A 26,484-nucleotide genomic window follows, 5' to 3' on the forward strand; every position below is an offset into this window, starting at 1 on the left:
GTGTCACCGCTCCGGCAGCGGCGTTCTCAGGGGATGGGGGCATGCCGACACGCTCGCACACCCCATCCTGATCACTGACCGATACCCACCAGTCACCAACCGCGATCTAGTGATGTAGTACTAGCCCTCCGCGGACCTCGGATCAGCCGAACGCGGCCACGTGCTCGGCGGACCACTCGGCGAAGGTCCGCGCCGGGCGCCCGGTCACCTCAGCTCGGCCGGGACGTCCGGCAGGATCGCCCGGCGACCATCTGAACCCGCGTGTCGAGGGTCCGGGGCGGCGGGTGCGGCAGTCCGGACCGAGGCTACCCGCGGCCCGGGACCGCTGTTCCGTCGGCGGGGGTTGGATCCGGGGGGATGCGTTTGGTTGCTGGGACCGGTGGCCTGCCCGGGGATGACACCGGCCTGCCCTGCGCGACGATCCCCTGGACTACCGGCGGGCCCGGCGTCATGACGTTCCTGCTCGCGGGCGGTGCCACGGTCCTGTTGCTGCGCAGCCGCCGTCTTCGCCTGTGCGTGGCGGCGGCCATGACCGCGTTCTCGCCGCGGTCGTCGCGATGCGCGTCCTGGCCCCTCCTGGCCTTCGCCGGGGTGGCAGATGGGCCGTCGACCAGAGCGGGCTCGGTGCCGGTATCCACGGCGACGGCCGGCCCGTGCCGGTGGAGAGGGCCGGCACGTCGCCCTGGCCGACGTCGCAGGCCGTCGCCTGCGACGCCTGCATGTCGAGGGCGTGCCGCTGCTCGTCCTCACGTTGGTGACGGGAGCGGCGGCGGGGTGGTGGGCGTGGCATGCTGCAAGGGTGTCGGTTGAGCCCCTTATCTTGATCATCGGTGACGAAGAACTGCTCGTGGAGCGCGCAATCGGCGACGTCGTCGCGTCCGTGCGGGCGGAGGACCCGGAGGTCGAGGTCATCGATCTGGCGCCGGGCGGGCTGGAGCCCGGGCGGATCTCGGAGCTGACGTCGCCGTCGTTGTTCGGCGGCGGGAAGGTGCTCGTGCTGCGGTCGGCCCAGGACCTGGGGAAGGACTTGTCCGCCGAGGTGCTGAAGTACGCCAAGACCCCCGCGGACGACGTCGTGCTCGTCGCCGTCCACCCCGGCGGGGCCAAGGGGAAGGCGCTGGTGGAGGGGCTGACCAAGCTCAAGGCGCGCAAGATCTCCTGCCCGAGGATCACCAAGGCGGGGGAGCGCGTCGACTTCGTCCGGACCGAGATCCGCAAGGCGGGCGGGAAGATCTCGCCGGACGGCGCGCGCGGGCTCATCGAGGCGGTCGGCAACGACCTGCGGGAACTGGCCGCCGCGTGCAGCCAGCTCGTCGCCGACACCGGCGGGAAGATCGATGACGCGGCCGTCGCCCGGTACTACCGGGGGCGCGCCGAGGTCAGCGGGTTCACCGTGGCGGACAAGGCCATCGAGGGCCAGCTGGCCGAGGCGCTCGAACAGCTCCGCTGGGCGCTCGCGACGGGCGTCGCACCGGTGCTGATCGTCAGTGCGCTGGCGCAGGGCGTCCGAGGGCTGGCGAAGGTCGGCGGCGCCCCCCGGGGGGCGCGCGGCGCGGCGCTGGCGAAGGAACTGGGCATGCCGCCGTGGAAGATCGACCGGGTGCAGAGGCAACTGCGCGGCTGGACCGGCGACGGGGTCGCACGCGCCCTGACCGCGGTCGCCGAGGCCGACGAGCAGGTCAAGGGCGGTGCCGCCGACCCCGCGTACGCCCTGGAGAAGACGGTCGCTCAGATCGTCGCCGCCCGGCGCTGACCCGGCAGCGGTGTGTCCTTCCGGTGCTCAGGTCGGTTCGGCTTCCGCTTTGGCCTTGAGGCCCTCGGCTTCCATGGTCACGTAGCGGCGGGTCAGGCCGCCTGCGAAGAGCGCGATGGCGGGGGCCAGGGCGCCTGTCTGGTCGAGGGTCAGGCGGACGGTGGTCGTGCCGCCGGGCGTGCGGGTGACGTGGTGGCCGCCGATCGTGCGGACGCCGGGGGAGCGGGACTCCCAGGTGAAGGCCTCGTTCTCGGTGAAGTCGGTGACCGTCCAGATGGCGGTGCGGAGCTTCGGCTGGTGGACGCGGGCACGGCTGGAGAGGGCGAACGGCTTGTCGAGGATCTCGGCGCGGTCCACCGAGGCGGTCATGTCGGGCCAGTGCTCGACGTCGGTCAGGAGGCGCCAGACGGTTTCCGGGGAGGCGTCGATGTCGACGGAGATCTCGAAGTGCACGGGGTGCTCCTCAGCGCGGTGCGGATGGCGGTCAGCAGGCCGGCGACCGGGGGGTCGCCGGCGCGGCCGGGCAGGTGCAGAGCGTAGTAGGGGACGGCCGGCAGGTCGATGATCTCGCGTGCCGCCAGGCCGGGAGGAGGCGGGACGCAGCCGTTCACGACGGCCAGGCCGACGCGCAGGGACGCGAAGTGCAGCATCAGCGGCCAGCCCTCCGCCTCGACCGCGATCGACCACGGCACCTCGGCGGCGCGCAGCGCGCGTTCGAGGGTGACGCGGTGCGGGCCGGACGGCGGCGGGACGATCAGCGCGGCGTCCGCGAGGTCGGCCAGGGTGAGGTGCGTCCTCGCGGTGAGCGGGTGGTCGTCCGGCATGACCAGCACCTGCGGGTAGGAGGCCAGCGGGACCGCCTCGATGTCGGACGGCAGGACGTCCAGCACGGCGACGCCGACGTCGGCGCGGCCGGTGCGGACGGCGGTCAGGGTGCGGGCGCGGTCGCCGTTGATCAGGCGGATGCCGGGGTGGACGGCGTCGCCGAGCAGGTACAGGTAGGCGCCCTCGCCGGCGGCCAGGGTCGGGACGCGGCCCGGCCCGGTGCCGTGCACGCCGGCGAGGAAGGCCGTCATGCGGGCGTCCAGGTCGCGGGCGAACCGGGCGACCTGCTCCCCGGCGGGGGTCAGGACCAGGCGGCGTCCGTGCCGCGTGTAGAGGGGGCGGCCGAGGGTCTCGGTGAGCTTGCGCACCTTGACGTGGAGGGCCGGCTGGGAGATGTGGAGTTCCTCGGCGGCGCGGGTGAAGTTGAGGTGGTCGGCGAAGACGGCGAACGAGGCGAGCGCGTCCGTGGAGAGGCGGGCCAGGTCCATAGCCAAGAACTATAGACGGTCGCCGATCATATAGTTCTGGTTTAGAGTCCCGGGCGGGACAGTGGTGGGCATGGACATCGAACCGCGGCTCGGCGTCGACTTCGGCCGGGTCATCCACGGCGGGCTGCTCGCCCCCGGCGACGACGACACCGTGTTCCTCGACGGGACCTTCGCGGAGGCGCTCGCCTCGTCCGCGACCGAGGGCGTCTACGAGGTGCTGCCCGGACTGGTCGAGGCGTTCGCCGCGCGGACCTGGATCATCTCCAAGTGCGGCGAGAGGGTGCAGCGGCGGACGCTGGCCTGGCTCGACCACCACGACTTCTACGCGCGGACGGGCATCCCGAGGAGCAACGTCCGGTTCTGCCGGAAACGGCGGGACAAGGCGCGGCACTGCGCGGACCTCGGGATCACCCACATGATCGACGACCGGCTCGACGTGCACGACGCCATCCGCGAGATCGTGCCCTACCGGTACCTGTTCGGGCCCAAGGCGGGGCCCGACTGGGTGCGGCACGTGCCGGACTGGGAGGCCGCGCGGGTCATCCGCGAAGATATTCCGGCGGTACCGAGTCGACCAGCCACACGCCGTTCGCGCTGACGCGGAACTCGTGCCCGCCGGCGGCCATCCGCGCGGCCTCGACGACGAGGACGACGGGTTCGCCCCGGCGGGCGCCGACGCGCCGGGCGGTATCGCGGTCGGGGGAGAGGTGGACGGCGTGCCGCTCCATCGGCAGCAGGCCGTCCCGGAGGATCGCCTCCACGAAGCGGCCGACGGTGCCGTGGTAGAGCAGGTCCGGTGGAGGCACCACCGGTAGTCCCAGGTCGACGGGGACCGAATGGCCCTGGACGGCCCGGATGCGGTTCCCGTCCAGTTCGTAGCGCCGCTTGTCGTTGGCGGCCACGACGTGCTCGATCTCGTCACGGGTGAGCGGGAACCCGTGGCGCGCGGAGGCGGCGATGAGGTCGCCGACGTCCGCCCAGCCGCCCGGATCGAGCGTGAGGCCGATCCGCTCGGGGCGGTGCCGCAGATGCTTGGCGAGATACTTGGAGATCTTCACCAGCCGGCGTTCGTCCATCGGACATGCGTCGGGGCCGGCATGACGGCCGGCCCCGTGCGTGCGGCTCTTACTCGGAGGCCTGCAGGGCGGCGGCGCGCCTGGCGATCGCCGACTTGCGGTTGGCGGCCTGGTTCTTGTGGATGACGCCCTTGCTGACGGCCCTGTCCAGCTTGCGGGCGGCCTCGCGCTGGGCGGCGACGGCGACGTCGACGTTTCCGGCGTCCGCGGCCTCGCGGAACTTGCGGATCGCCGTCTTCAGCTCGGACTTCACGGCCTTGTTGCGCAGGCGAGCCTTCTCGTTCTGCTTGTTGCGCTTGATCTGGGACTTGATGTTAGCCACGTCGTAGTGCCTCAGCTTGGTTGCGATCCTGGCCTGCGCACCGGCAGGCGCCAACGGGAATGTCTGAACGGGGGCGGGACGGTGCCCCCGGGGCACGACGCTACGCCACACGCAGTCGCACAGCCTACCAATCACCGGGGCCCGTCCCAAACCGGGCCGTGCACGAGCATCGCGCAGGGCATGGGACCATGGGACGCACAGATCCAGTCAACCAGTGAGTTTTGCGAACGGACCCCGGTGCCAGCGCCTCAGCCCGACAAGACCGATCCCGCGATCATCCGCAACTTCTGCATCATCGCGCACATCGACCATGGCAAGTCGACCCTCGCGGACCGGATGCTGCAGCTGACCGGTGTGGTCGAGGAGCGCCAGATGCGCGCCCAGTACCTCGACCGCATGGACATCGAGCGCGAGCGCGGCATCACCATCAAGAGCCAGGCGGTCCGGCTGCCCTGGACCTCCGGCGGCACCGACCACGTCCTGAACCTGATCGACACGCCCGGCCACGTCGACTTCTCCTACGAGGTGTCGCGGTCGCTCGCGGCGTGCGAGGGCGCGGTCCTGCTGGTGGACGCGGCGCAGGGCATCGAGGCGCAGACGCTCGCGAACCTGTACCTGGCCCTCGAGGCCGACCTGCACCTGATCCCCGTCCTCAACAAGATCGACCTGCCCGCGGCGCAGCCGGAGAAGTACGCCGAGGAGCTGGCCGGGATCATCGGCTGCGACCCGTCGGACGTGCTGCGCGTGTCGGGCAAGACCGGCGAGGGCGTCCGGGAGCTGCTCGACAAGATCGTCGAGGAGGTGCCGGCGCCGGTCGGCGACGCCGACGGCCCCGCTCGCGCGCTGATCTTCGACTCGGTGTACGACACCTACCGCGGCGTCGTCACCTACGTGCGGATCGTGGACGGGCACCTGTCGCGGCGCGAGAAGAGCCTGATGATGTCGACCGGGGCCGCGCACGAGACCCTGGAGGTCGGCGTGATCTCCCCGGAGCCGAAGCCCGTGCAGGGCCTCGGCGTCGGCGAGGTCGGCTACCTGATCACCGGGGTGAAGGACGTCCGGCAGGCGCGGGTCGGCGACACCGTGACCATCGCCTCCCGCCCGGCGCCCGAGGCGCTCGGCGGCTACCGCGACCCGAAGCCGATGGTGTTCTCCGGCCTGTACCCGGTGGACGGCGACCAGTACCCCGAGCTGCGCGACGCGCTCGACAAGCTGCGGCTGAACGACGCCGCGCTGGTCTACGAGCCGGAGACGTCGGCGGCGCTCGGGTTCGGGTTCCGCTGCGGCTTCCTCGGCCTGCTGCACATGGAGATCGTCCGGGAGCGGCTGGAGCGGGAGTTCGGCCTGTCGCTCATCTCGACCGCGCCGAACGTCGTGTACCGGGTGGTGATGGAGGACGGCTCCGAGCACACCGTCACCAACCCCAGCGAGTTCCCCGAAGGCAAGATCGGCTCCGTGTACGAGCCGGTGGTGAAGGCGACGCTGCTGTCCCCGGCCGAGCACATCGGCGCGATCATGGAGCTGTGCCAGGGCCGCCGCGGCATGCTGCTCGGCATGGACTACCTGTCGGAGGACCGGGTCGAGATCCGCTACACGCTGCCGCTCGCCGAGATCATCTTCGACTTCTTCGACCAGCTGAAGTCGCGGACCCGCGGGTACGCCTCGCTCGACTACGAGCCCAGCGGCGAGCAGGAGGCCGACCTCGTGAAGGTCGACATCCTGCTGCAGGGCGAGTCGGTGGACGCGTTCAGCCAGATCGTGCACCGCGACAAGGCGCGCGAGTACGGGCTGATGATGACGTCCAAGCTCAAGGAGCTCATCCCGCGGCAGCAGTACGAGGTGCCCATCCAGGCCGCGATCGGCGCCCGGATCATCGCCCGGGAGAACATCCGCGCGATCCGCAAGGACGTCCTCGCCAAGTGCTACGGCGGCGACATCTCCCGCAAGCGCAAGCTGCTGGAGAGGCAGAAGGAGGGCAAGAAGCGGATGAAGACCATCGGGCGGGTGGACGTCCCGCAGGAGGCCTTCGTCGCGGCGCTCTCCACGGGCGGCGGCGGCGACGCCGACAAGGGCAAGAAGTAGCCGCCGCTCCCGGCCGGCCGCCGCTCCCGGAGGGCCGCTACTTCAGCAGGGGCCAGGCCACCACGGACGGTACGCGGCGGAACTCGCCGCGGTTGGCCGCCCGTCCCGCGTAGACGAGGAAGAACATCACCGCGGCCGTGAAGAGCAGCGGCACCCAGATGAAGAAGTCGACGGCCAGCGACAGCAGGCCGAACACGACCCACACGGCGATCGCCGCGATGCCCATGTTGAGGCCCTGCGCGGCGTGCTTGCGGACGAACGGCGAGCGGGCCTTGCCGAGGTAGACCACGGCCGGCGCGATGGCGCCGACGAGGAACTGCCCCACGTACGCCATCAGCGACCAGGTCTTCTCGTCGTCGCTGACGGGGCCGAAGTGGCCCGGCATCTGGGCGGTGCCTCCGCCCTGGGGCGGCTGCTGCCACTCTGGGCCGGGCTGCGGCTGCTGTGGCTGCTGTGGCTGCTGCCAGGCGTTACCGGGCTGCTGCCAAGGAGCCTGTTGCTGCTGCTGCTGCCATTGGGGCTGCTGTCCCTGGCCGGGCGACGGGGGAGGCCCGTAGGCCATGGTGGACGTCCTCTCAAGGGTCGCTGTGCGAGCTGTTGGCGAACAGTATGACTCCTTGGACGCGCCCGGAGTTCGCACCGGTTCCCTCACATGGCCGGGCCCGTGGCCGATTCGCGCCACGGGCCCGGCCGCGTGAGGCGTCAGGGACGCCAGATGACGGCGGACGGTTCGGCGGGCGTGAGCGTGACCGAGCCGGTCCACGCGATGGACGACGGCCGCGGCAGGTAGGAGCCGTCCAGGAAGAACCCTCGGTTGATGGACGTGACGGTGGCGGGCGCGCCGTTGTCGCCCCACCCGGTCGGCCGCCGGACGGCCTCGATGCTCGCGATGTCGGAGACCGCCGTCCCCTCGGGCAGCTCGACCGTCGTGGCGGCGGCGCCGTCGCGGTCGATCGACCAGGTCGGCTCGTCGTGGTCGGACCGGTACAGCGTGGACGGGCCGGACCTGAGCCGGACGCCGAGCGCCACTCCCGGAGCGGAGCCGGGCGTCGTCGCCGCGCCGGTCGTCTTGGCGAACTCCGCGAACAGGTACGTGCGAAGGTCGCCGACCTCGCGCGTCGCCGGGTCGGACGGCTTCTCGATCTTGTCCTCGCGCAGCATCTCCTCGGCCGCGATCCGGTACGTCCACGGCTCGCGGTCCATGACGGCCTCGCGGGCGCGCCCGTCCGGGCGGGTCCCGGACGCGTCGAGCAGGAACCGCAGCGGCGGGTCCGGGGAGATCACGTCGCACAGGTTGTTGTTGTCGGTGCAGGTCTGCAAAACCGGGTGGTCGCCCTCGTAGCGGCCGGTGAACTTGAACGTCAGGTGCATGGGCGCCTGGTAGACGCCGGTGCCGTCCACCCGCTCGCCGGACGCGTCCACCTCGACCCGGTAGACCCATTCGATGTCGGTCGTCCTGCCCCAGCGGGCCATCAGGGCGGGGGTGTCGGTGCCGCCGTCCTCGTTGCTCCACACCACCGAGTACTCGATGACGCGGTGCCCCGGGGTCGCGGCGGGGCGGGTCTCGTGCCAGGAGACCAGCGGGGTGTCGGTCCTGGCGTTCTGGTACGGGTCGCCGAACGGCCAGCCCGTCCGCCCGACGATGACGGGCGCGTGGCGCAGGGCGAGCTCCTCCGCCTCCGGCATGGCCACGCGCGGGCGCCGGAGGGTGACGCGGCGGGCGGCGGGGGCGCTGCCCTTGGCGAACCGCAGCGTCACCGTGTGGCCGCCCTTCGCGACGTGCCCGAGGCCGAGGCGGCGGGGGATCGGCGCGGACGACGGGACGACGAGGTCGGTCACGTGGCGCCCGTCGACGGCGATCGACACCACGGCGGACTCGGCGCCCGCGCGGGCCCAGGACACGCCGGGGGCGGACGCGGCGAAGGAGATCACGGCCTCGCCGTCCCGGCCGGCGGTGAAGGGCAGCGTCCGGGCGGGGCCGCCGCGGTGGACCGTGATCATGGCCGCCGCGGTGGCGTGGGCGGGGGTGACGGCGAGGGCGAGGGGAGCGCCGGCGAGGGCGGCGCCGGTCATGGCGAGCACGGCATGACGCGCACGGCTTCTCATGATCGGCGAAACTAGGGCGGCGGAGTTGCGTTCCGGTGACGGCAGGGTCCCCTGTGGGTGTCGGCTTCGTGCGCGCCGGTGCTCGGTGGCCGCGACCGGGCCGTCAGGCCCACAGCGGCGCGAGCGCGTCCGGCAGCCGCAGGGCGACCCCGGTGAACCGGTCGGCGGGGCCCGGCCGGTCGGGCTCGTACAGGGTGAGGCCCGAGGCGGCCAGCCGCACGGTCCGGCCGCGCCGGACGATCTCGTGGCCGAGTTCCTCCAGCAGCGTGACGACGTCGCGGGCGGGCTCGTCGAGCAGGTCGACGCCGTCGAGCCGGAACCGCATCTCCGGGTTGCCGCTCCAGCCCGGCGCCCGCGTCCCGAAGATCTCGGCGAGCCGCTCCACGCCGTCCTCGCCGCGGCCGGTGGACAGCGCGAGCGTCCCGCGCCCCACCCGGACGCTGCGGTGGTCGGCCCAGCCGCACAGGAACGACGCCTTCGGCGGGCGGGTGCCGCAGCGCTCGGCGACCGCGTCGAGGGTCGTCCAGGCGTCCGCGGCGCGGGTGGAGAACAGCAGGTTCGCGTCCGGCAGCAGGGCCCCGCGGCCCGGCTCCAGCGTGATCACGAACGGCGGCACCCGTCCGGGGAAGCGGGCCGGGTCGGCCTCCCGGAGCGTGACGATCCCCTCCCACTCGACGGGGTCCTCGATCGCGAACCAGGTGATCACGGACTCGGCGCCGAACTCGCGGAAGGTCGCGTCGGTCAGCCGCTCGGCGACGGCCTCCCGCAGGCCCTCGGCGGTCTCGGCGAGGCGGCGGCGCCACCACGCCGGCTCCGGGTCGCCGCGCCCGCCGGCCGACCAGCGCGTCCCGGCCCCGGCGAAGTCCGAGCGCTGCTCGGCGCCCGTGCCGTCCACCACCACGCAGTGCCACCCGTCCGGCTCCCCGCGCACCACCACCCGCGCGGGCACCCGGTCACGCCCGGCCACGCCCTCGTTCCGCATCCGGATGACTTTATCCGCATTCATCGTGGTCGCTCAGGCGGTCGCGCGGCCCCGCGGCCGGGTCCGCCGCGGCGACACGGGCGCCCGCCGCAGGGCGTGGCGGTGTTCGCCGGTACGGTCGGACGGGTAGCGTGCCTGATCAACCGACCGCGACAGTCCTCCGGAGGCAGCGTGACCCAGCCCGAGCAGGTTCTGCGATCCGAAAAGGAGCGGGAGACGGTGAACGGCGCCGTCCGCGCGCTGCGCGCCGCCGCCCCCGCGGGCTGGGAGCGGCTCGACTTCGAGTTCCGCGCGACGGTCGGCATCGACAGCGCCTCCTTCGAGGTGGAGGACGCCGGCGGCGGGCGCCGCACGGCCCTGCCGCCCGGCCAGGCCGTCGGGCGGATGGACGAGCTGCGCCGCGTGATGTACCGGGCCGACAAGGGCGCGTGGTTCACCGCCCGGCTCCAGGTCGAGCGCTCCGGCCACTTCAGCGCCGAGTTCGACTACGACGGCGAGCCCGACTTCACCCCGCCGCTCGCGCCGTCCGCCTACGCCCTGGACCTCGACCGCTTCCCCCGCGCGGACGAGCACATCCCGGACTGGCTCCGCGCCAAGCTCGGCGAGGCCTGACCGGACGGAGCAGCCCGCGCGGCGGGGCAGACTTGAGGGGTGCCCTCGACGCTTCCTGATGGTGACCCCGTACCGGCTGACGGTGCGCTGCCTCGCAACGCCCTGGAAGGGCTGGGGGAGCGTCCGTTCGCCTTCTACGTGCACGTCCCGTTCTGCGTGACGCGCTGCGGGTACTGCGACTTCAACACCTACACGGCGACGGAGCTCGGGCCGGGCGCGAGCCGCGACTCCTACGCCGACACCGCCATCGGCGAGATCCGGATGGCGCGGCGGGTCCTCGGCGACGTCGACCTGCCCGTGGAGACGGTCTTCGTGGGCGGCGGCACCCCCACCCTGCTCCCGCCGGACGATCTGGGCCGCGTCCTCGCGGCCATCGACGCGGAGTTCGGCCTCGCCCCGGGTGCGGAGGTCACCACGGAGGCCAACCCCGAGTCGGTGGACGAGGCGTACCTCCACCGGCTGCGCGAGGCCGGTTTCACGCGCGTCTCCTACGGGATGCAGAGCGCGCGCGAGCACGTCCTGGCCGTCCTGGAGCGCACGCACACGCCCGGACGGGTCCCGCAGGTCGTCGAGTGGACGCGCAAGGCGGGGTTCGAGCACATCAACCTCGACCTCATCTACGGGACGCCGGGGGAGACCGACGACGACTGGCGGGCGTCCGTGGAGGCGGCGCTGGCGGCGGAGCCCGACCACGTCTCGGCCTACGCGCTCATCGTCGAGGAGGGCACCCGCCTGGCGGCGCAGGTGAGGCGCGGCGAGCTGGCCGCCCCGGACGACGACGCCATGGCCGACCGCTACCTGATCGCCGACGAGCTGTTCAGCGCGCACGGCCTGCGCTGGTATGAGATCTCCAACTGGGCCGCCGACCCCCGCGCCGCCTGCCGCCACAACATGCTCTATTGGACGGGCGCCGACTGGTGGGGCGTCGGGCCGGGCGCCCACAGCCACGTCGGCGGCACCCGGTGGTGGAACGTCAAGCATCCCGCCGCGTACGCCGCCCGCCTCGCCGAGGGCACGACGCCCGCGCACGCGAGGGAGATCCTGGACGACGATGACCGCCGCTTCGAGCGCATCATGCTCGAACTGCGCCTGGCGCAGGGCTGCCCCGCCACCCTCCTGGACGACGAGTCCGTCCGCAGGGCGATCGACGACGGCCTGATCGAGCCCGCGCCCTATGGGCAGGGTCGGGCCGTCCTCACCCGGAAGGGCCGCCTCCTGGCCGACGCCGTCCTCCGAGACCTGACCTAGGGCGCCGTCACGAAGTCGATGAGTTCCTCGACCCGGCCCAGAAGGGCCGGTTCGAGGTCGGTGTAGGTGTTCACCGAGGCGAGGATCCGCTTCCAGGCGGCGCCGGTGTCGTCGCCCCAGCCGAGTTCGGCGATGACGCCCTCTTTCCAGGGGACGCCGCGAGGGATGCGGGGCCAGGCGCCGATGCCCACCGCCGCGGGCTTGACGGCCTCCCAGATGTCGATGAACGGGTGGCCGGTCACGAGCACGTGCGGGGACGTGATCCGCTCGGCGATCCGCGACTCCTTGGAGCCGTCCACGAGGTGGTCGACGAGGACCCCCAGGCGGCGTCCCTCGTCCGGCGCGAACTCCTCGACGATGGCGGGCAGGTCGTCCACGCCTTCGAGGTACTCCACGACGACGCCCTCCACGCGCAGGTCGTGGCCCCAGATCTTCTCGACCAGCTCGGCGTCGTGGACGCCCTCCACGTAGATGCGGCTCTCCTTGGCCACCCGCGCCCGCAGCCCCTGGACGGCGATGGACCCGGACGCCGAGCGCGCCGGCTTCCCGGGCGCCGCCGGCGGCCGGACCAGCGTCACCGGCTCGCCGTCGATGAGGAAGCCGGACTTCGCCAGCGGGAACACCCGCCGCTTGCCGAACCGGTCCTCCAGGGTGACGCCGGACTTGTCGCAGGCGACCACGGCGCCGCAGAAACCGCTGTCGGGGTCCTCGGCGACGAGCCCCGGCTCGGCCGGGACCTCGGGGATGAGCCCCTTGCGCGGCCTGCGCCAGTCGCCGGCCAGCACGTCGTTTCCGTAGTTCTTACTCACCACGGGTCCGCACATTAACCCGGCGGAGTGCCCGCGCGGCGTCGTCCCTCGTTCCTCGGCGTGGCGCAGGCGTCCGATACGGATAGGATCGCGCAGCCGCACGGGGCGGCCGCGGGCACGCCAGGGGGCCTCTCGGGGCCGTACACTTGGCACTCGGGAGTATGGAGTGCCAGCGGCGCATCCCGAGCCGACGAAGGAGGTGGGAAACGTGCTGGACGACCGGAAGCTCGCGGTCCTGCGCGCCATCGTCGAGGACTACGTGTCCACCAACGAGCCGGTCGGCTCCAAGGCGCTCGCGGACCGGCACAACCTCGGCGTGTCGCCGGCGACCATCCGCAACGACATGGCGGTCCTCGAAGAGCAGGGCTACATCGCCCAGCCGCACACCAGCGCCGGGCGCGTCCCCACGGACAAGGGCTACCGGCTGTTCGTCGACCGGCTGTCCACGATCAAGCCGCTGTCGATCGCGGAGCGGCGCGCCATCGAGACGTTCCTGTCCGGGGCGTACGACCTCGACGACGTGGTCGGCCGCACGGTCCGGCTGCTCGCGCAGCTGACGCGGCAGGCCGCGGTGGTGCAGTACCCGTCGCTGACCCGTTCGACGGTGCGGCACGTGGAACTGGTCCCGGTCGCCGAGGGCCGGCTGCTGCTCGTCCTGATCACCGACACCGGGCGGGTCGAGCAGCGCGTCATCGAGACCGGGCCGATCTCCGAGGAATCGATCGGGCACCTGCGGGCGTTGCTGAACACATGCCTGGACGGGCTGGGTCTCGGCGACGTCCCGGCGGCCGTGGCGGACCTGCCCGAGAAGGTGGGCCCGGACGACCGGCCGGTCGCCGCGGCGGTCCTGTCGGTCCTGCTGGAGACGCTCGTCGAGAAGCACGAGGAGAAGATCGTCTTCGCCGGCGCGGCCAACCTCGCCGCCGTGGACTTCTCGCAGAGCCTGCGGGAGGTGCTCGTGGCGCTGGAGGAACAGGTCGTCCTCATGCGGCTGCTCGGCGAGACCGGCGACTCCTCTACAGTTACGGTGCGGATCGGCACCGAGAACCCCGACCAGGGGCTCAAGTCGACTTCGGTCGTCGCCGCCGACTACGGCGTGGGCGACCTCACCTTGGCCCGGCTGGGAGTGCTCGGGCCTACACGCATGGATTACCCCAGCACGATGGGAGCGGTACGGGCAGTGGCACGCTACGTGGGACAGATCCTGGCGGGGTCGTAAGTGGCGAACGACTACTACGCGACCCTCGGCGTCCGGCGGGACGCCAGCGCCGACGAGGTCAAGAAGGCCTACCGCCGGCTCGCGCGGGAACTCCACCCGGACGTCAACCCGGATCCGGAGACCCAGGAGAAGTTCAAAGAGATCACCCAGGCCTACGAGGTGCTCTCCGATCCGAAGAAGCGCGAGATGTACGACCTCGGCGCGGACCCGTTCGCGGCCGCGGGCGGGGCGGGCGCGAGCGGTTTCGGGGGCGCCGGGTTCCCGTTCAGCGACATCATGGACGCCTTCTTCGGCACGGCGACCTCGCGCGGCCCCCGGTCGCGGGCGCGGCGCGGCCGGAACGCGACGCTGCGGGTCGAGCTCGACCTCGCCGAGACCGCGTTCGGCACGACCCGGGAGCTGTCCATCGACACCGCGGTCGCCTGCGCGACGTGCGAGGGGTCGGGCTGCGCGCCCGGCACGCACCCGGAGACGTGCGACACCTGCCACGGGCGCGGCGAGGTGCAGCAGGTCCAGCGCTCGTTCCTCGGCCAGGTCATGACGGCCCGGCCGTGCCCGGCGTGCGGCGGCTTCGGCTCGGTGATCCGCAACCCGTGCACCGAGTGCTCCGGCGACGGCCGGGTCCGCACCCGGCGCACCGTCAAGGTCAAGATCCCCGCGGGCGTGGAGAACGGCATCCACATCCAGCTCGCCGGCGAGGGCGAGGTCGGCCCCGGCGGCGGCCCGCCCGGCGACCTGTTCCTGGAGATCGTGGAGAAGCCCCACCCGATCTTCGAGCGGGAGGGCGACGACCTGCACTGCACGGTCGAGATCCCGATGACGGCGGCGGCGCTCGGCACCAGCGTCACGATCGAGACGCTGGACGCGGCCGAGAGCGTCGACATCAAGCCCGGCACGCAGTCGGGGCAGGTCATCACGCTCTACAACCGGGGCGTCCGGCACCTCAACGAGAGCGGCCGCGGCGACCTGATGATCCACGTGAACGTGGAGACGCCGAACCGGCTCGACGAGGAGCAGGAGGAGCTGCTCCGCCGTCTGGCGGCGCTGCGCGGCGAGGAGCGCCCGCCCGGCAAGTTCGCCCCCGGGCAGCGCAGCGGGGTGTTCTCCCGCATCAAGGACGTGTTCAACCAGCACTGAAGCGCAGTGGCGGCGGCCTACCAGGAGGGCCGCCGCGGCGACATCGAGCAGGGCGGCACTGGCGAACGCCCATGAGCGAACGGAGACCGCATGAGCCCGCCGGTCTTCCTCGCCGGGACCGACGCGCTCCGGCGCGATTCGGTCCTGCTGGACGGGCCCGAGGGACGGCACGCCGCGGCCGTGCGGCGGCTGCGTCCCGGTGAGCGCGTCGACCTGACCGACGGCGAGGGCCTGCTGGCCGAGTGCGTGGTCACCGCCGCCGACCGTGCCTCCCTCACGCTGGACGTGCTGGCCCGGCACCGCCAGCCCCCGCCCGCGCCGCGCATCGTGGTCGTCCAGGCCCTGCCGAAGGGCGACCGGGGCGAGTTGGCGGTCGAGACCATGACCGAGGTCGGCGTGGACGAGATCGTCCCGTGGCCCGCGGCGCGCTGCGTCACCCGATGGAAGCCGGAACGGCGCGAGAAGGCTCTCGGCCGCTGGCGCGCCGCCGCGCGCGAGGCCGGCAAGCAGGCCCGGCGCGGCCGGCTGCCGGTGGTGGCGGAGCCCGCGTCCACCGGCGATGTCGCCGGCCGGATCGGCGCCGCGTCCCTGGCCCTGGTCCTGCACGAGGAGGCGGCGGCGCCGCTGAGCGCCGTGCGGCCGCCCGCGGACGGTGAGATCGTGCTCGTGGTCGGCCCCGAGGGCGGGATCACCGAGGAGGAGCTGGAGCTGTTCGCCGGGGCCGGCGGGCGGATCACCCGGCTCGGCCCGACGGTGCTGCGCACCTCGACGGCGGGCGTGGCGGCGGCCAGCGTGCTGCTGGCCGCCACCGGACGCTGGTAGCCCCGGTCAGGGGGTGGGGTCAGGGGGTGGACGCCCCGTCGCCCTGGTCGGACGTCTTCGTGGGCGGGGTCGCCGGGGGCGTCGACGGCTCGTCGGTCGTGGTGCCCGGGTCGGGCGTCGTGGACGTGGGCGGCGTCGGCGTCGTGGAGGTCGGCGGCGTCGGCGTGTCGCTCGGGCACGGCGTGGCCGACGGGCTGGGGGCGGGGGTGGCGCCGGGCGAGGCGGCGGTCGTCACGCCGTCCTGCGGCGGGATCTGGCAGGACGACGTCCCCGGCGGGGAGTCGGAGCTCGGCGGCTGCGAGCTGCTCGGGCCGCCGGGCGTGCTGGCCCCCCCGGACGGCGGGGCGGGCTGCACCGGGTTCCCGCCGGCGTCGGTGCGGTCGCCGTCGGTGCCGTTGCCGCCGTCATGGGACGGCCCGCTGTTGCCCACGGACTGCTGGATCAGGTCGATCGTCTGTGGCGCGGTGACGCCGAGGGCGGCGATCACCACGGCGGCGGCGACGGCCAGCACGGGCCGCGCCCAGTTGATGGTGAACCGGTCGAACCCGAAGCGGGCGGGGCCGAACCGTCCGAAACCGAACCGGCGGCGCTGGCCGTCGGCAATGCGGGCCCGGATGCGCTCCAGGCCGTCGCCCGCGGGGTTGACCGACTCCGCCTCCGCGTGCAGGGCACGGCGGAGGATCTCGCCGTGCTCGTCGTGGGGGTCGGTGGTCATGAGAACTGCTCCAGAACGTTGCGGAGCGCGGTCATTCCGCGCGCCGTATGACTCTTCACGGCACCGCGCGAGATGCCCATCGCGTTCGCGATCTCCGCTTCGGACAGATCGGCGTAGTAGCGAAGGACGAGCGCCTCCCGCTGGCGGGCGGGAAGCCGGGACAGCGCGTCGATGACGGCCGACCGCTCCAGCTGCCCGATGGCGCCGGCCTCCGCGCTCGGCGCGTCCGGCAGGCCCTTCGGGGCGTACTTCTCCACGACGGCGCGGTGCCGGAGCACCGATCGCGACCGGTTGACCACCGACTGCCGCAGGTACGACAGCGCCTTGTCGGGATCGCGCAGCCGCCGCCAGCCGCCGTGCATCGCGACGAACGCGTCCTGGACGACCTCCTCGGCCGTCCCCGCGTCCCGCACGAGCATGGCCGCCAGCCGCACCAGCGATCGGTAGTTGGCGCTGTAGAGGGCGGTCACCGCTTGATCGGCATCCCAGGCGACGGCCACCGCTCCCGCCGTACCCCTGGCCACGAGGGTCTCGGTCACGTCAGTGGGACGCGCACCCTCGTCGCTCGGTTTACGAAAGGGCATGTCTTGATCTGCCTCGGTCACCTATCCGCCGCCTTTGCCGGCCCCGGCCGTCCATTCGGGCGGTCGCCCTCGGGTGGCATGAATGGGGCCTCCCCACCCGTCCACGGCGCGCCGCCAATGCCCTGCGAACCGGGGGGTACGCCTGAGCTGACAACCTTAACCAGTGTGGAGTCGGAATGCCGACCGCAACCGGAGGTAGGTCCCGGAAACACTATCCGGGGGAGGGCGCCGCAAGCCATGGCGGCGCGGGTCTCGATAGGATTCCGTAGCGGTCGCGGACCGCCCGCGAGGGGAGACAGATGACCGACTGCCTGTTCTGCAAGATCGTTTCCGGGGACGTGCCCGCCAAGATCGTCCGCGAGTCCGCGGGGACGGTGGCGTTCCGCGACATCAACCCGCAGGCGCCGACGCACGTGCTGGTCATCCCGCGTGACCACCACCCGACCGCGGGTGAGCTCGCCGCCTCCGACGCCGCGCTGCTCGCCGAGGTGCTGCGCGAGGCGCACCAGGTCGCGGTGGACGAGGGCGTCGCCGAGTCCGGCTACCGGGTCGTGTTCAACACCGGCGCCCAGGCGGGCCAGACGGTGTTCCACGTGCACGCGCACGTGCTGGGCGGGCGTGGCCTGAACTGGCCCCCCGGCTGAGCGGATCCGGCCCGCCGGAAAACCATTCGGCGCGCCGTCGGGGGTCGTCGGTACGATGGAACCGGCACACACCGACACCCGGAGCAGACAGAAGGCAGGTCCGAAGGCCGCAAGGCCCGGCTGATGGTCGAATCAACTTCCACGAGGTCACCTCGCACGGGGCGCGACGACCGTTCCGGCTCGCGCTCGCAGATCAAGATCGTAGTGCCGGACGACCATTCGATGGTGAGCCTGCTGGGCTCCCGGGATGAGCTGCTCCACGCGATCGAGCAGGCGTTCGGCGACGACATCGACATCCACGTCCGCGGCAACGAGATCACCGTGACCGGGCCGGAGAGCGAGACCGACCTGGTCTCCCGGCTCTTCACCGAGATGCTCGACCTGCTGAAGGGCGGCACCCAGCTGACCCCCGACGCCGTCGAGCGCAGCCTCGCGATGATGCGCGGCGAGACCGACGCGCGCCCCGCCGAGGTCCTCACGCTGGACGTGCTGTCCAGCCGCGGCCGCACGATCCGCCCGAAGACGCTGAACCAGCGGCGGTACGTCGACTCGATCGACAAGCACACGATCGTGTTCGGGATCGGCCCGGCCGGCACCGGCAAGACGTACCTGGCGATGGCCAAGGCCGTCCGCGCGCTGCAGGACAAGCAGGTCAACCGGATCATCCTCACGCGCCCGGCCGTGGAGGCGGGCGAGCGGCTCGGCTTCCTGCCCGGAACGCTCTACGAGAAGATCGACCCGTACCTGCGCCCGCTCTACGACGCGCTGCACGACATGGTCGACCCCGACTCGATCCCGCGCCTGATGGCCGCCGGCACGATCGAGGTCGCCCCCCTGGCCTACATGCGCGGCCGCACGCTGAACGACTCGTTCATCATTCTGGACGAGGCGCAGAACACCTCGCCCGAGCAGATGAAGATGTTCCTCACCCGGCTCGGGTTCGGGTCGAAGGTCGTGGTCACCGGCGACGTCACGCAGGTCGATCTGCCGAACGGGCAGCTGAGCGGGCTGCGCGTCGTGCAGGACATCCTCGACGGCGTCGAGGACATCCACTTCTGCCGGCTCGACAGCCGCGACGTCGTCCGCCACAAGCTGGTCACCGACATCGTCGACGCCTACAACCGCTACGACGAGAAGCAGGTGCCCGACTTCAAGCGCGGCGCGGCGGCGCGCGACGGCTCCCGCAAGCGGGGGCGGCGGTGACCGTCGAGGTGCTGAACGAGTCCGGCGTCCCGGTCGACGAGCAGGCCCTCGCCGGGCTCTCCCGGCACGTCCTGGACGGGATGCGCGTCCACCCGCTCGCCGAGCTGTCGGTGCTCCTCGTCGACGAGGCCGCGATGACCGAGCTGCACGAGAAGTGGATGGACGAGCCCGGCCCAACCGATGTGCTGTCGTTCCCCATGGACGAGCTGCGCCCCGGCCACCTGTCCGGCGGCGCCGACGAGGACGGCGAGACCGACCCCGGGCTGCTCGGCGACGTCGTCCTGTGCCCCGCGGTCGCGGAGCGGCAGGCGCGCGAGGCCGGGCACAGCACCGAGGACGAGCTGCAGCTGCTGTGCGCGCACGGCATCCTGCACCTCCTCGGCTACGACCACGCCGAGCCGGAGGAGCACAAGGAGATGTTCGGCCTGCAGGCCGGCCTCCTGACCTCCTGGCGGGAGGAACGCGGCGGCTGATGAGCACCGCGCAGGCGTGGCTGTCCGCCCTGGCGGTGGGCCTGGTCTTCTTGGCGGGCCTGCTGGCCGGCACCGAGACGGCGCTCGCCCGGGTGTCCCGCGTCACCGTCGAGGAGGTCGTCCGGGAGGGGCGGCGCGGCTCCGCGCGGCTCGCCGAGGTCGTCGCCGACCCGGCACGCTACGTCAACATGGTCCTCCTCCTGCGGATCGGCTGCGAGCTCGTCGCCACCGTGATCGTCGCGGACCTGTGCATCTCCTGGCTGGACGAGACGTGGCGCGCCTACGTCACCGCCGCCGCGATCATGATCGTGGTGAGCTACGTGGTGATCGGCGTCGGGCCCCGTACCCTCGGCATCCAGCACGCCGACCGGATCGCGCTCGCCGGCGCCGCGGTCATCCACCCGGTGACCCGGGTGTTCGGGCCGCTGCCCCGGCTGCTGATCGCGCTCGGCAACGCGCTGACCCCCGGCAAGGGCTTCCGGGAGGGCCCGTTCGCGTCCGAGGCGGAACTGCGCGACCTGGTCGACCTGGCCGAGCAGCGCAGCCTCATCGAACCGGTCGAGCGCGAGATGATCCACTCGGTGTTCGAGCTGGGCGACACCCTCGTCCGCGAGGTGATGGTCCCGCGCACCGACATCGTCTTCGTCGAGCGCGGCAAGACGCTCCACCAGGCGCTGTCCCTCGCCCTGCGCAGCGGCTTCTCCCGCATCCCCGTCGTCGGCGAGAACGAGGACGACGTCGTCGGCATCGCCTACCTCAAGGACATCGTCCGCCGCAGCCAGGAGAACCCCGGCGGCGAGGAGGCCGAGACGGTCGGCTCGGTCATGCGGCCCGCCACCTACGTCCCCGACAGCAAGCCGATCGACGAGCTGCTGCGCGAGATGCAGGCCCAGCAGACGCACGTCGCGATCGTCATCGACGAGTACGGCGGCACCGCCGGCCTCGTCACCATCGAGGACATCCTGGAGGAGATCGTCGGCGAGATCACCGACGAGTACGACGTGGAGATCCCGCCCGTCACCTGGCTGGAGGACGGCGCCGCCCGCGTCACCGCCCGCCTCCCCGTCGAGGACCTCGCCGAGCTCTTCGACGTCGAGATCGACGTCGAGGAGGTCGAGACGGTCGGCGGCCTGCTGGCCCACGCCCTGGGCCGCGTCCCCATCGAAGGCTCCACGGCCACGGTCGGCACCGGCGACGACGGCCCCACCCTGACCCTGAAGGCGGAGACCATAGCCGGCCGCCGCAACCGTGTAGGAACGGTGCTGGTCCGGGGAACCAAGCCCACCCAGGAGAACGACCCCCCAGACCCCCCTTCAAGACCCGCCAGATCCTCGCGGAGTTAACCCAGGGGGCGACCCCCTGGAACCCCCGTCACGACGCAGGCGATCCTCACGGCGCCGTGGGCGTCCGGGCAGCGGGTCAGGTGAGGGTGGTGTGGACGGTGCCGTCGGGGCGCGCTACCAGGACCGGGGCCTTGGGGCCCAGGTCGCGGACGGCGGTGACGTCGGACGGGTCCGGTGCTTCGGCGGCGGTGACGACGGCGGCGGCCTCCAGGTCTTCGGCGCCGCTGGAAACGGCCATCGCCACGGCGGCCTTGAGGGCCGAGAGCTTCAGGGACGGCAGGTCCACGCTCGTCGCCGAATAGGTGCGGCCCGTCTCGTCGCGCACGGCGGCCCCCTCCGCGGCGCCCGTCCGCGCCCGCGCCGACCTGGCCAGGGTGATGATCTTCGCGTCCTCGGCGTTCAGCTCGCTCACCCCCCAAGCCTACGGCCCCCTGGGCCGACGCAAGTCAGCGCCAAGTGGGCGGCAAGGGGGGTTTGTGAGGGTCTAGGGCGTTGAACACTGTCGTTCTTGGGGGAGACGTGATGTCCCGTCTGCTGTATCGGCTGGGGAGGGCCGCCGCCGTGCGGCCCTGGCGGTTCATCGCCATATGGGTGGTGCTCGTCGCGGCGATGGCCGGGCTGGCCGGGGTCGCCGGGGGTGCGCTGCACGACAACTACACGCTGGCCGGGACGGGGTCGCAGAAGGCGACCGACCTGCTGGAGGAGCGGTTCCCGGCGCTGTCGGGGGCGGACGCCCGGGTCGTCGTCCACGCGCGGTCGGGGGCGGTCGACCGGGCGAAGCTGGACGCGGCGTCGGCGGAGCTGCGGCGGCTGCCGCACGTCAGCGCAGTCGATCCGGCGCAGGTCGGGAAGGGCGGCGCGACCGCGCTGGTGACCGTCCGGTACTCGGTGCCGGTCACGGACCTGGAGCCCGGGGAGACGCTGGACCTGCTGCGGTCGGCGACGAAGAACCTGGAAGCGGCCGGCTACCAGGTGGAGTTCGGCGGCCAGGTGCCGGAGAACGTGACGGCGCCCGGCGGGGTGGCCGAGGCGATCGGGATCGTGGCCGCGCTGGTCATCCTGCTGCTGGCGTTCGGGTCGGTGGTGGCCGCGGGGCTGCCGCTGGCGGTGGCGCTGGCCGGGCTCGGCGCGGGCGTGTCGGGGATCACGCTGGTGGCCGCGGTCACCGACGTCGCGACCACGGCGCCGACGCTGGCGACCATGGTGGGGCTGGGCGTCGGCATCGACTACGCCCTGTTCGTCCTCACCCGGCACCGCGAGGGGCTGGCCGAGGGGCTCGACGTTCCCGAGGCGGTCGGGCGCGCCATCGCGACGGCGGGGCTGTCGGTGCTGTTCGCCGGGTTCACGGTGCTGCTGGCGCTGTGCGGCCTGGTGCTGTCGCGGATCCCGGTGTTCATGACGATGGGCTTCACCACGGGGCTGGTCGTCGCGGCCACCGTGCTGAGCGCCGTCACGCTGCTGCCCGCGGTGCTGGGGCTCGCCGGGCGCCGGGTGCTGCGGCGCCGCGACCGGGCCGCCGGCGCGGCGATCGTCGTGGATTCGCCGCGGGTGCGGCGCTGGGCGGGGCACGTCGGGCGGCACCCGTGGCCGTGGCTGCTCGGCGCGGCGGTGCTGATGCTGGCGCTGGCCGCGCCCGCGGTCGGGATGCGGACCTGGCCGAGCGACGCGAGCAGCGAGCCGACGTCCAACACGGTCCGGCAGGCCTACGACCTGGTCGCGGACGGCTTCGGGCCCGGCGCCAACGGTCCGCTGGTCGTCGCGGTCGACCTGACGAAGACCGACCCGGGCGCCCTGCCGGGGCTGGGGGAGCGGCTCGCCAGGACGGACGGCGTCACGGCCGTCTCGCCGCCCCAGCTGTCCCCGGCGCGCGACGCCGCCGTGATCATGGTCACGCCGGAGTACGGGCCGCAGGACGAGCGGGTGACCGGCCTCGTCGACCGGATCCGCGCGGACGCGCTGCCGCCGGACGCGGAGATCACCGGGCTGACCGCGGTCTACGTGGACCTGTCCCGGATGCTGTCGGAGCGCCTGTGGCCGGTGATCGGCGTGGTGGTCGCGACCTCGTTCCTCATGCTGATGATCGTGTTCCGGTCGCTGCTGGCGCCGCTGAAGGCCGCCGCGATGAACCTGCTGTCGATCGGCGCCGCGTACGGGGTCCTGACGGCGGTGTTCCAGTGGGGGTGGGGCGCCGAGCTGCTCGGCCTCCCGCACAGCGTCCCGGTGTCGTCGTTCATCCTGCTGCTGATGTTCGCCGTCCTGTTCGGCGTGTCCATGGACTACGAGGTCTTCCTGCTCTCGCGGGTCAGGGAGGAGTGGCTGCGGAACGGCGACGCGCGCGGCTCGGTGACCCGGGGGCTCGCCGCCACCGGGCGGGTCATCTCCAGCGCGGCGCTGATCATGGTGGCGGTGTTCCTCGGCTTCGCCGCCGACCCCGGCCTGGTGATCAAGCAGATGGGGGTGGGGCTCGCGGTGGCCGTGGCGCTGGACGCGACCGTCGTCCGGCTGGTGCTGGTGCCCGCCACGATGTCGCTGCTCGGGCGGGCCAACTGGTGGCTGCCGCGGCCGCTCGCCCGCGTCCTGCCGGACATCGACCTGCACGGCGGCGCCGCGCCGCCGGCGGCGGCCGAGCGGGAGCTCGAACCCAGCGGCGCGTAACCGGGGGAGTGATCGCGATGGTGCGGCATGTCCCGGTTAGGCTGAGCGGGACATGTCGCCTGTCGTACGCGTTCTCGGGGCCTTCGGCGCCGAGGTGGCGGGGGTTGCCGCCGACCTCGGCGGTCCCCGGCAACGCTCCGTCCTCGCGCGCCTCGTCGCCGCGCGGGGCGCGATGGTGACGGCGGACCGGCTCGTCGAGGACCTGTGGGCCGGGACGGCCCCGCCGCGGGCCGCCGCCGGGCTGCAGTCCTTCGTGTCGCACCTGCGCCGCGCCCTCGAACCGGACCGCCCGCCCCGCACGCCCGCGCAGGTCCTCGTCACCGAGCCGCCGGGGTACGCGCTCCGGCTGCCGGACGGCGCCGTCGACGCGTGGCGGTTCGACGCGCTGATCGACGAGGCCGCCGAGCTGCTGGCGAACGACCCGGCGGAGGCGCGCCGCCGCGCGGAGGCCGCGCTCGCCGAGTGGCGCGGACCCGCCTACGCCGAGTTCGCCGACCTGCCGTGGGCCGCGGCCGAGGCCGCCCGCCTGGACGAGCGCCGCCGCCTGGCCGTCGAGCGCCGCGCCGAGGCGATGCTCCGGCTCGGGGCCGCCGCCGAGGCCGTCCCCGACCTGGAGGCGCACGCCGCCGGCAACCCGCTGCGCGAGGAGGCGTGGCGGCTGCTGGCCCTGGCCCTGTACCGGGCCGGACGGCAGGGCGACGCCCTCGCGGCCCTGCGGCGGGCCCGCACGGCGCTGAGCGAGGAACTCGGCGTCGATCCCGGCCCCGCGCTGCGCCGCCTGGAGGCCGACATCCTGGCCCAGGCGCCCGCGCTGGGGGCCGGGGAGGCCCCGCGCCGCCGCCCCGTCCTGCGGTCGGTGCCGGGACCGCGGGAGCGGGCGGCGTTCGTCGGGCGCGCCGAGGAGCTGGCCAGGCTGGAGGGCGCCGCCGTCGCCGCCGAGGCGGGCCGGGCCGCCGTCGCCCTCGTCGTCGGCGACGCCGGCATGGGGAAGACGGCGCTCGCCGAGCGGTTCGCGCGGGGCCTCGCCGAGCGCGGCTGGACGTGCGCCTGGGGCCGGGCCCCTGAGACCGGGGGAGCGCCCGCGGCCTGGCCGTGGGCCGAGCTGCTGCGCGAGCTGGCCGCCGCCGCGCCGCCCGCCGCCGGGCCGGCCGAGCGCCTCGGCCCGCTGCTGGACGACGCCGTCACCCGCCCCGGCGACGCAGACGTCAGCACCGGGCGGTTCCGGCTCCACCTGGCCGTCGGCGACTACCTCTCCGGCGTCGCGGAGACGGCGCCGCTGCTGCTCGTCCTGGACGACCTGCACTGGGCCGACGAGGAGACGCTCGCCCTGCTCGTCCGGCTCGCCGTCCGGCTCCGGGACCGTCCCGTCCTGCTGCTCGCCACGTTCCGGCAGACCGAGGTCCCCGACGGCCTCGCCGCCGCGCTGGCCGCCCTCGCCCGGCACGAGCCCGTGCGGATCGAGCTCGGCGGCCTGACGCCCGCCGAGGTCGCCGTCCTGGTCCGCGGCACCTGCGACACCGACCTGGCCGACGCGGAGCTGGCGGCGATCGCCGAGCGGACCGGCGGCAACCCGTTCTTCACCCGGGAGACGGCCCGGCTCATCGACGCCGAGGGCCTGCCCGCCGCGACGCGGCGGGTGCCGGCCGGCGTCGGGGACGTGCTGCGCCGCCGCATCGCCCGGCTGCCGGAACCGGCCCGGTCCGTGCTGCGGGACGCCGCCGTCATCGGCCGGGACGCGGACCTGCGCGTCCTGTCCGACCTGGCCGGGGACGAGGAGACGGTGATCGACGCCGTCGAGGCCGGCCTCGGCAGCGGGCTGGTCACCGAGCCCGCGCCGGGCCGGGTCCGGTTCGCGCACGCGCTCGTCCGCGACACCCTCTACGACGGGGTCTCGCGGGCCCGCCGGCTCCGGCTGCACGGCCGGGTCGCCGCCGCCCTCGAGCGGCACGCCCCCGGCGAGGCCGCCGCGATCGCGCACCACTACCTGGAGGCGGGCACGGACCCGGCCAAGGCCGTCCGGTACGCGCGGCGCGCCGCCGCGGCCGCCGAGGCCCGCTACGCGCACGCCGCCGCGGCCGACCTGTGGGTCCGCGTCGTGGAGACCCTGCGCGCCCGGGGTCCCGAGGCGGCTCCGGAACGGCTGGAGGCGGAGGCCGCCGCGATCCGCTCCACCGCGCTCGCCGGGCAGGTCGTGGACGCGCGGGAGCGGCGGCGCGCCGCCATCGCCGACGCCCGCGCCTTCGGCGACGTCCGGCTGCTCTCCCGGATCATCGTCGGCTTCGACATCCCGACGCTGTGGACGAGCCGCGAGTACGGCAGCCGCGACGACGCCGTGGTGGACGCGACCGACGAGGCGCTCGCGCGGCTCCCGCAGGACGAGCGGGAGCTGCGCGTCCGGCTGCTGACCACGCTCGCCATGGAGCTGGAGGGCGAGCAGCACGACCGAGGCCTGAAGGCCTCCGAGGAGGCGCTGCGCACGGCCCGCGAGCTGGCCGACCCCGAACTGGTCGCCGTCGCGCTCAACGGCGCCTACATCAACCGCTCCCGGGCGGCGGACGACCTCGCCGAGCGCCTCCGGATCGCCTCCGAGCTGCTCGACGTGGCGACCGAGCACGACCTCGGCACCTACCGCGTCCTCGCGCACCTGCAGCTCCAGCAGGCGAGCGTCGCCGCGCTGGACCTGCCCGCCGCGCGCCGGCACCTCGCGGAGGGGCGGCGGCTCGCCGACCAGTACGGGCTGCCGCTGCTGGCCAACATCGCGGACTGGTACGCGAGCCTCGTCCGCGCCTTCACCGCCCCGGCCGAGGAGGCCGAGCACGCGTTCGCCGAGGTCGGCCGCGCCATCGGCCGGACCAACATCTGGTTCAGCGAGCGCGGCATGGCGGTCCTCGGCCCGTTCTGCCTGCGGCTGGTCCAGGGGCGGGCCGGGGAGATGGTGGACGAGGCCGCCTGGCTGCACGGGCAGTGGGAGCACGTCGCGGCGACCGCGGACGTGTACGCCCTCGCCCTCGCCTCCGCCGGCCGCACGGCGGACGCCCGGCGGGCCGTAGCCGGGGCCGGGCCCGTCCGGCTCGACTACTTCTTCGACCTCACCATGGCGGTCCGCGGGCTCCGGGCCGTGGCCCTCGGCGACCGCCCGCTGGCCGAGCACGCCTACGCGCGGCTCCTGCCCTACGAGGGGCACTTCTCCGGCGGCGCCACCGCCGTCGCCACGGTCGGCCCGGTCGCGCACGTCCTCGGCGACCTCGCCCGCTTCCTCGACCGCCCGGCGGACGTGGCCGCCGGGCACTACCGGCGCGCGGCCGACGTCGCCGCCCGCCTCGGCGCGGCCTACTGGATCGAGGCCGCGACCGCGGCGCTCGACCGGCTCGGCACCGCGGCATGAC

General features: G+C 73.6%; 25 protein-coding genes. 14 read left to right on the forward strand and 11 right to left on the reverse strand.

All coding sequences use genetic code 11. The annotated features are described in order from the left end of the window. Positions 1-799: 799 nt before the first annotated feature. The gene (gene holA, locus ABGB11_RS33370; RefSeq protein ID WP_347639457.1) at positions 800-1,753 is read left to right on the forward strand and encodes a DNA polymerase III subunit delta; all 954 of its coding nucleotides are present in this window, start codon (positions 800-802) and stop codon (positions 1,751-1,753) included. Between the two features lie 27 nt (positions 1,754-1,780). Here holA and ABGB11_RS33375 read toward each other — a convergent pair whose 3' ends face one another. Together ABGB11_RS33375 and ABGB11_RS33380 are read right to left on the reverse strand one after the other, a co-directional pair. Beyond that, a complete protein-coding gene (locus tag ABGB11_RS33375) occupies positions 1,781-2,206 on the reverse strand; it encodes an SRPBCC family protein (RefSeq protein ID WP_347639458.1) in 426 nt (141 codons plus the stop codon). Beyond that, entirely contained in the window at positions 2,146-3,066 is a 921-nt protein-coding gene (locus tag ABGB11_RS33380; protein WP_347639459.1) for a LysR family transcriptional regulator, read from the reverse strand. The genes ABGB11_RS33375 and ABGB11_RS33380 overlap by 61 nt, the downstream gene beginning before the upstream one ends. Positions 3,067-3,136: 70 nt before the next feature. Here ABGB11_RS33380 and ABGB11_RS33385 point away from each other — a divergent pair, with 70 nt between their 5' ends. Continuing rightward, the gene (locus ABGB11_RS33385) at positions 3,137-3,664 is read left to right on the forward strand and encodes a hypothetical protein (protein ID WP_347639460.1); all 528 of its coding nucleotides are present in this window, start codon (positions 3,137-3,139) and stop codon (positions 3,662-3,664) included. On the opposite strand, the gene ABGB11_RS33390 is transcribed toward ABGB11_RS33385, so the two are convergent. Together ABGB11_RS33390 and rpsT are read right to left on the reverse strand one after the other, a co-directional pair. After that, positions 3,606-4,142, reverse strand: coding sequence for an RNA 2'-phosphotransferase (locus tag ABGB11_RS33390; RefSeq protein WP_347639461.1), 537 nt, complete (start codon positions 4,140-4,142; stop codon positions 3,606-3,608). The genes ABGB11_RS33385 and ABGB11_RS33390 overlap by 59 nt on opposite strands. 49 nt (positions 4,143-4,191) lie before the next feature. Continuing rightward, positions 4,192-4,464, reverse strand: a complete 273-nt coding sequence (rpsT, locus tag ABGB11_RS33395; RefSeq protein WP_347639462.1) for a 30S ribosomal protein S20 — start codon at positions 4,462-4,464, stop codon at positions 4,192-4,194. A 237-nt stretch (positions 4,465-4,701) separates the two neighbouring features. Here rpsT and lepA point away from each other — a divergent pair, with 237 nt between their 5' ends. Further along, positions 4,702-6,546 (forward strand): translation elongation factor 4, encoded by a 1,845-nt coding sequence (gene lepA, locus ABGB11_RS33400; RefSeq protein ID WP_347639463.1) that lies wholly within the window; start codon positions 4,702-4,704, stop codon positions 6,544-6,546. Between the two features lie 37 nt (positions 6,547-6,583). Here the strand turns inward: lepA and ABGB11_RS33405 are convergent, their stop codons facing one another. The 3 genes from ABGB11_RS33405 to ABGB11_RS33415 form a co-directional block, all read right to left on the reverse strand. After that, positions 6,584-7,108, reverse strand: a complete 525-nt coding sequence (locus ABGB11_RS33405) for a DUF4870 domain-containing protein (protein WP_347639464.1) — start codon at positions 7,106-7,108, stop codon at positions 6,584-6,586. Positions 7,109-7,248: 140 nt separating this feature from the next. Then, the gene (locus tag ABGB11_RS33410) at positions 7,249-8,652 is read right to left on the reverse strand and encodes a hypothetical protein (protein WP_347639465.1); all 1,404 of its coding nucleotides are present in this window, start codon (positions 8,650-8,652) and stop codon (positions 7,249-7,251) included. A gap of 103 nt (positions 8,653-8,755) precedes the next feature. Beyond that, positions 8,756-9,634: a hypothetical protein gene (locus ABGB11_RS33415; RefSeq protein ID WP_347639466.1), complete on the reverse strand. Its 879-nt coding sequence runs from the start codon at positions 9,632-9,634 to the stop codon at positions 8,756-8,758. A 171-nt stretch (positions 9,635-9,805) separates the two neighbouring features. Between ABGB11_RS33415 and ABGB11_RS33420 the strand changes: the two genes are divergently transcribed. Continuing rightward, positions 9,806-10,246 carry a hypothetical protein gene (locus ABGB11_RS33420; protein WP_347639467.1) on the forward strand — a complete coding sequence of 147 codons (441 nt, stop codon included), beginning with the start codon at positions 9,806-9,808 and terminating at the stop codon, positions 10,244-10,246. A gap of 39 nt (positions 10,247-10,285) precedes the next feature. Then, complete coding sequence (gene hemW, locus ABGB11_RS33425; protein ID WP_347639468.1) at positions 10,286-11,494, forward strand: radical SAM family heme chaperone HemW; 1,209 nt, start codon at positions 10,286-10,288, stop codon at positions 11,492-11,494. Here the strand turns inward: hemW and ABGB11_RS33430 are convergent. Further along, positions 11,491-12,306, reverse strand: coding sequence for a DUF3097 domain-containing protein (locus tag ABGB11_RS33430; RefSeq protein ID WP_347639469.1), 816 nt, complete (start codon positions 12,304-12,306; stop codon positions 11,491-11,493). The two genes, hemW and ABGB11_RS33430, sit on opposite strands and share 4 nt — an antisense overlap. A 205-nt stretch (positions 12,307-12,511) precedes the next feature. Between ABGB11_RS33430 and hrcA the strand changes: the two genes are divergently transcribed. The 3 genes from hrcA to ABGB11_RS33445 all read left to right on the forward strand — a co-directional run bounded on the left by hrcA (position 12,512) and on the right by ABGB11_RS33445 (position 15,481). After that, positions 12,512-13,522, forward strand: a complete 1,011-nt coding sequence (hrcA, locus tag ABGB11_RS33435) for a heat-inducible transcriptional repressor HrcA (protein WP_347639470.1) — start codon at positions 12,512-12,514, stop codon at positions 13,520-13,522. Next, the gene (dnaJ, locus tag ABGB11_RS33440; protein ID WP_347639471.1) at positions 13,523-14,659 is read left to right on the forward strand and encodes a molecular chaperone DnaJ; all 1,137 of its coding nucleotides are present in this window, start codon (positions 13,523-13,525) and stop codon (positions 14,657-14,659) included. It begins immediately after the preceding gene. Positions 14,660-14,749: 90 nt separating this feature from the next. Then, entirely contained in the window at positions 14,750-15,481 is a 732-nt protein-coding gene (locus ABGB11_RS33445; RefSeq protein WP_347639472.1) for a 16S rRNA (uracil(1498)-N(3))-methyltransferase, read from the forward strand. Between the two features lie 19 nt (positions 15,482-15,500). On the opposite strand, the gene ABGB11_RS33450 is transcribed toward ABGB11_RS33445, so the two are convergent. Both ABGB11_RS33450 and ABGB11_RS33455 read right to left on the reverse strand, forming a co-directional pair. Continuing rightward, positions 15,501-16,196, reverse strand: coding sequence for a hypothetical protein (locus ABGB11_RS33450; RefSeq protein WP_347639473.1), 696 nt, complete (start codon positions 16,194-16,196; stop codon positions 15,501-15,503). Then, positions 16,193-16,735, reverse strand: a complete 543-nt coding sequence (locus ABGB11_RS33455) for a SigE family RNA polymerase sigma factor (RefSeq protein WP_347639474.1) — start codon at positions 16,733-16,735, stop codon at positions 16,193-16,195. The genes ABGB11_RS33450 and ABGB11_RS33455 overlap by 4 nt, the downstream gene beginning before the upstream one ends. Before the next feature lie 344 nt (positions 16,736-17,079). Between ABGB11_RS33455 and ABGB11_RS33460 the strand changes: the two genes are divergently transcribed. The 4 genes from ABGB11_RS33460 (at position 17,080) to ABGB11_RS33475 (ending at position 20,443) form a co-directional block, all read left to right on the forward strand. After that, entirely contained in the window at positions 17,080-17,424 is a 345-nt protein-coding gene (locus ABGB11_RS33460) for a histidine triad nucleotide-binding protein (protein WP_347639475.1), read from the forward strand. Positions 17,425-17,547: 123 nt separating this feature from the next. Next, positions 17,548-18,627 (forward strand): PhoH family protein, encoded by a 1,080-nt coding sequence (locus ABGB11_RS33465; RefSeq protein WP_347639476.1) that lies wholly within the window; start codon positions 17,548-17,550, stop codon positions 18,625-18,627. Then, positions 18,624-19,100, forward strand: coding sequence for an rRNA maturation RNase YbeY (gene ybeY, locus ABGB11_RS33470; protein ID WP_347639477.1), 477 nt, complete (start codon positions 18,624-18,626; stop codon positions 19,098-19,100). Before ABGB11_RS33465 ends, ybeY begins: the two co-directional genes overlap by 4 nt. Next, entirely contained in the window at positions 19,100-20,443 is a 1,344-nt protein-coding gene (locus ABGB11_RS33475) for a hemolysin family protein (protein ID WP_347639478.1), read from the forward strand. Before ybeY ends, ABGB11_RS33475 begins: the two co-directional genes overlap by 1 nt. A 76-nt stretch (positions 20,444-20,519) precedes the next feature. Here ABGB11_RS33475 and ABGB11_RS33480 read toward each other — a convergent pair whose 3' ends face one another. Then, positions 20,520-20,855: a cytidine deaminase gene (locus ABGB11_RS33480; protein WP_347639479.1), complete on the reverse strand. Its 336-nt coding sequence runs from the start codon at positions 20,853-20,855 to the stop codon at positions 20,520-20,522. A gap of 110 nt (positions 20,856-20,965) precedes the next feature. Between ABGB11_RS33480 and ABGB11_RS33485 the strand changes: the two genes are divergently transcribed. Together ABGB11_RS33485 and ABGB11_RS33490 are read left to right on the forward strand one after the other, a co-directional pair. After that, complete coding sequence (locus ABGB11_RS33485; protein ID WP_347639480.1) at positions 20,966-23,098, forward strand: MMPL family transporter; 2,133 nt, start codon at positions 20,966-20,968, stop codon at positions 23,096-23,098. 52 nt (positions 23,099-23,150) lie between these two features. Next, positions 23,151-26,483, forward strand: a complete 3,333-nt coding sequence (locus tag ABGB11_RS33490; RefSeq protein ID WP_347639481.1) for a BTAD domain-containing putative transcriptional regulator — start codon at positions 23,151-23,153, stop codon at positions 26,481-26,483. Position 26,484 lies beyond the last annotated feature (1 nt).

The sequence above is a fragment of the Actinomadura sp. B10D3 genome (assembly GCF_039871695.1).
Classification (GTDB): Bacteria; Actinomycetota; Actinomycetes; order Streptosporangiales; family Streptosporangiaceae; genus Spirillospora; species Spirillospora madurae.

Bases quoted from the DNA above. Each gene is read 5' to 3' on its own strand.
- ABGB11_RS33380 (WP_347639459.1), bottom strand. From the start codon at position 3,066: ATGGACCTGGCCCGCCTCTCCACGGACGCGCTCGCCTCGTTCGCCGTC.
- ABGB11_RS33385 (WP_347639460.1), top strand. From the start codon at position 3,137: ATGGACATCGAACCGCGGCTCGGCGTCGACTTCGGCCGGGTCATCCAC.
- ABGB11_RS33390 (WP_347639461.1), bottom strand. From the start codon at position 4,142: ATGGACGAACGCCGGCTGGTGAAGATCTCCAAGTATCTCGCCAAGCAT.
- ABGB11_RS33405 (WP_347639464.1), bottom strand. From the start codon at position 7,108: ATGGCCTACGGGCCTCCCCCGTCGCCCGGCCAGGGACAGCAGCCCCAA.
- ABGB11_RS33410 (WP_347639465.1), bottom strand. From the start codon at position 8,652: ATGAGAAGCCGTGCGCGTCATGCCGTGCTCGCCATGACCGGCGCCGCC.
- ABGB11_RS33415 (WP_347639466.1), bottom strand. From the start codon at position 9,634: ATGCGGAACGAGGGCGTGGCCGGGCGTGACCGGGTGCCCGCGCGGGTG.
- ABGB11_RS33445 (WP_347639472.1), top strand. From the start codon at position 14,750: ATGAGCCCGCCGGTCTTCCTCGCCGGGACCGACGCGCTCCGGCGCGAT.
- ABGB11_RS33450 (WP_347639473.1), bottom strand. From the start codon at position 16,196: ATGACCACCGACCCCCACGACGAGCACGGCGAGATCCTCCGCCGTGCC.
- ABGB11_RS33460 (WP_347639475.1), top strand. From the start codon at position 17,080: ATGACCGACTGCCTGTTCTGCAAGATCGTTTCCGGGGACGTGCCCGCC.
- ABGB11_RS33465 (WP_347639476.1), top strand. From the start codon at position 17,548: ATGGTCGAATCAACTTCCACGAGGTCACCTCGCACGGGGCGCGACGAC.
- ABGB11_RS33475 (WP_347639478.1), top strand. From the start codon at position 19,100: ATGAGCACCGCGCAGGCGTGGCTGTCCGCCCTGGCGGTGGGCCTGGTC.
- ABGB11_RS33485 (WP_347639480.1), top strand. From the start codon at position 20,966: ATGTCCCGTCTGCTGTATCGGCTGGGGAGGGCCGCCGCCGTGCGGCCC.
- ABGB11_RS33490 (WP_347639481.1), top strand. From the start codon at position 23,151: ATGTCGCCTGTCGTACGCGTTCTCGGGGCCTTCGGCGCCGAGGTGGCG.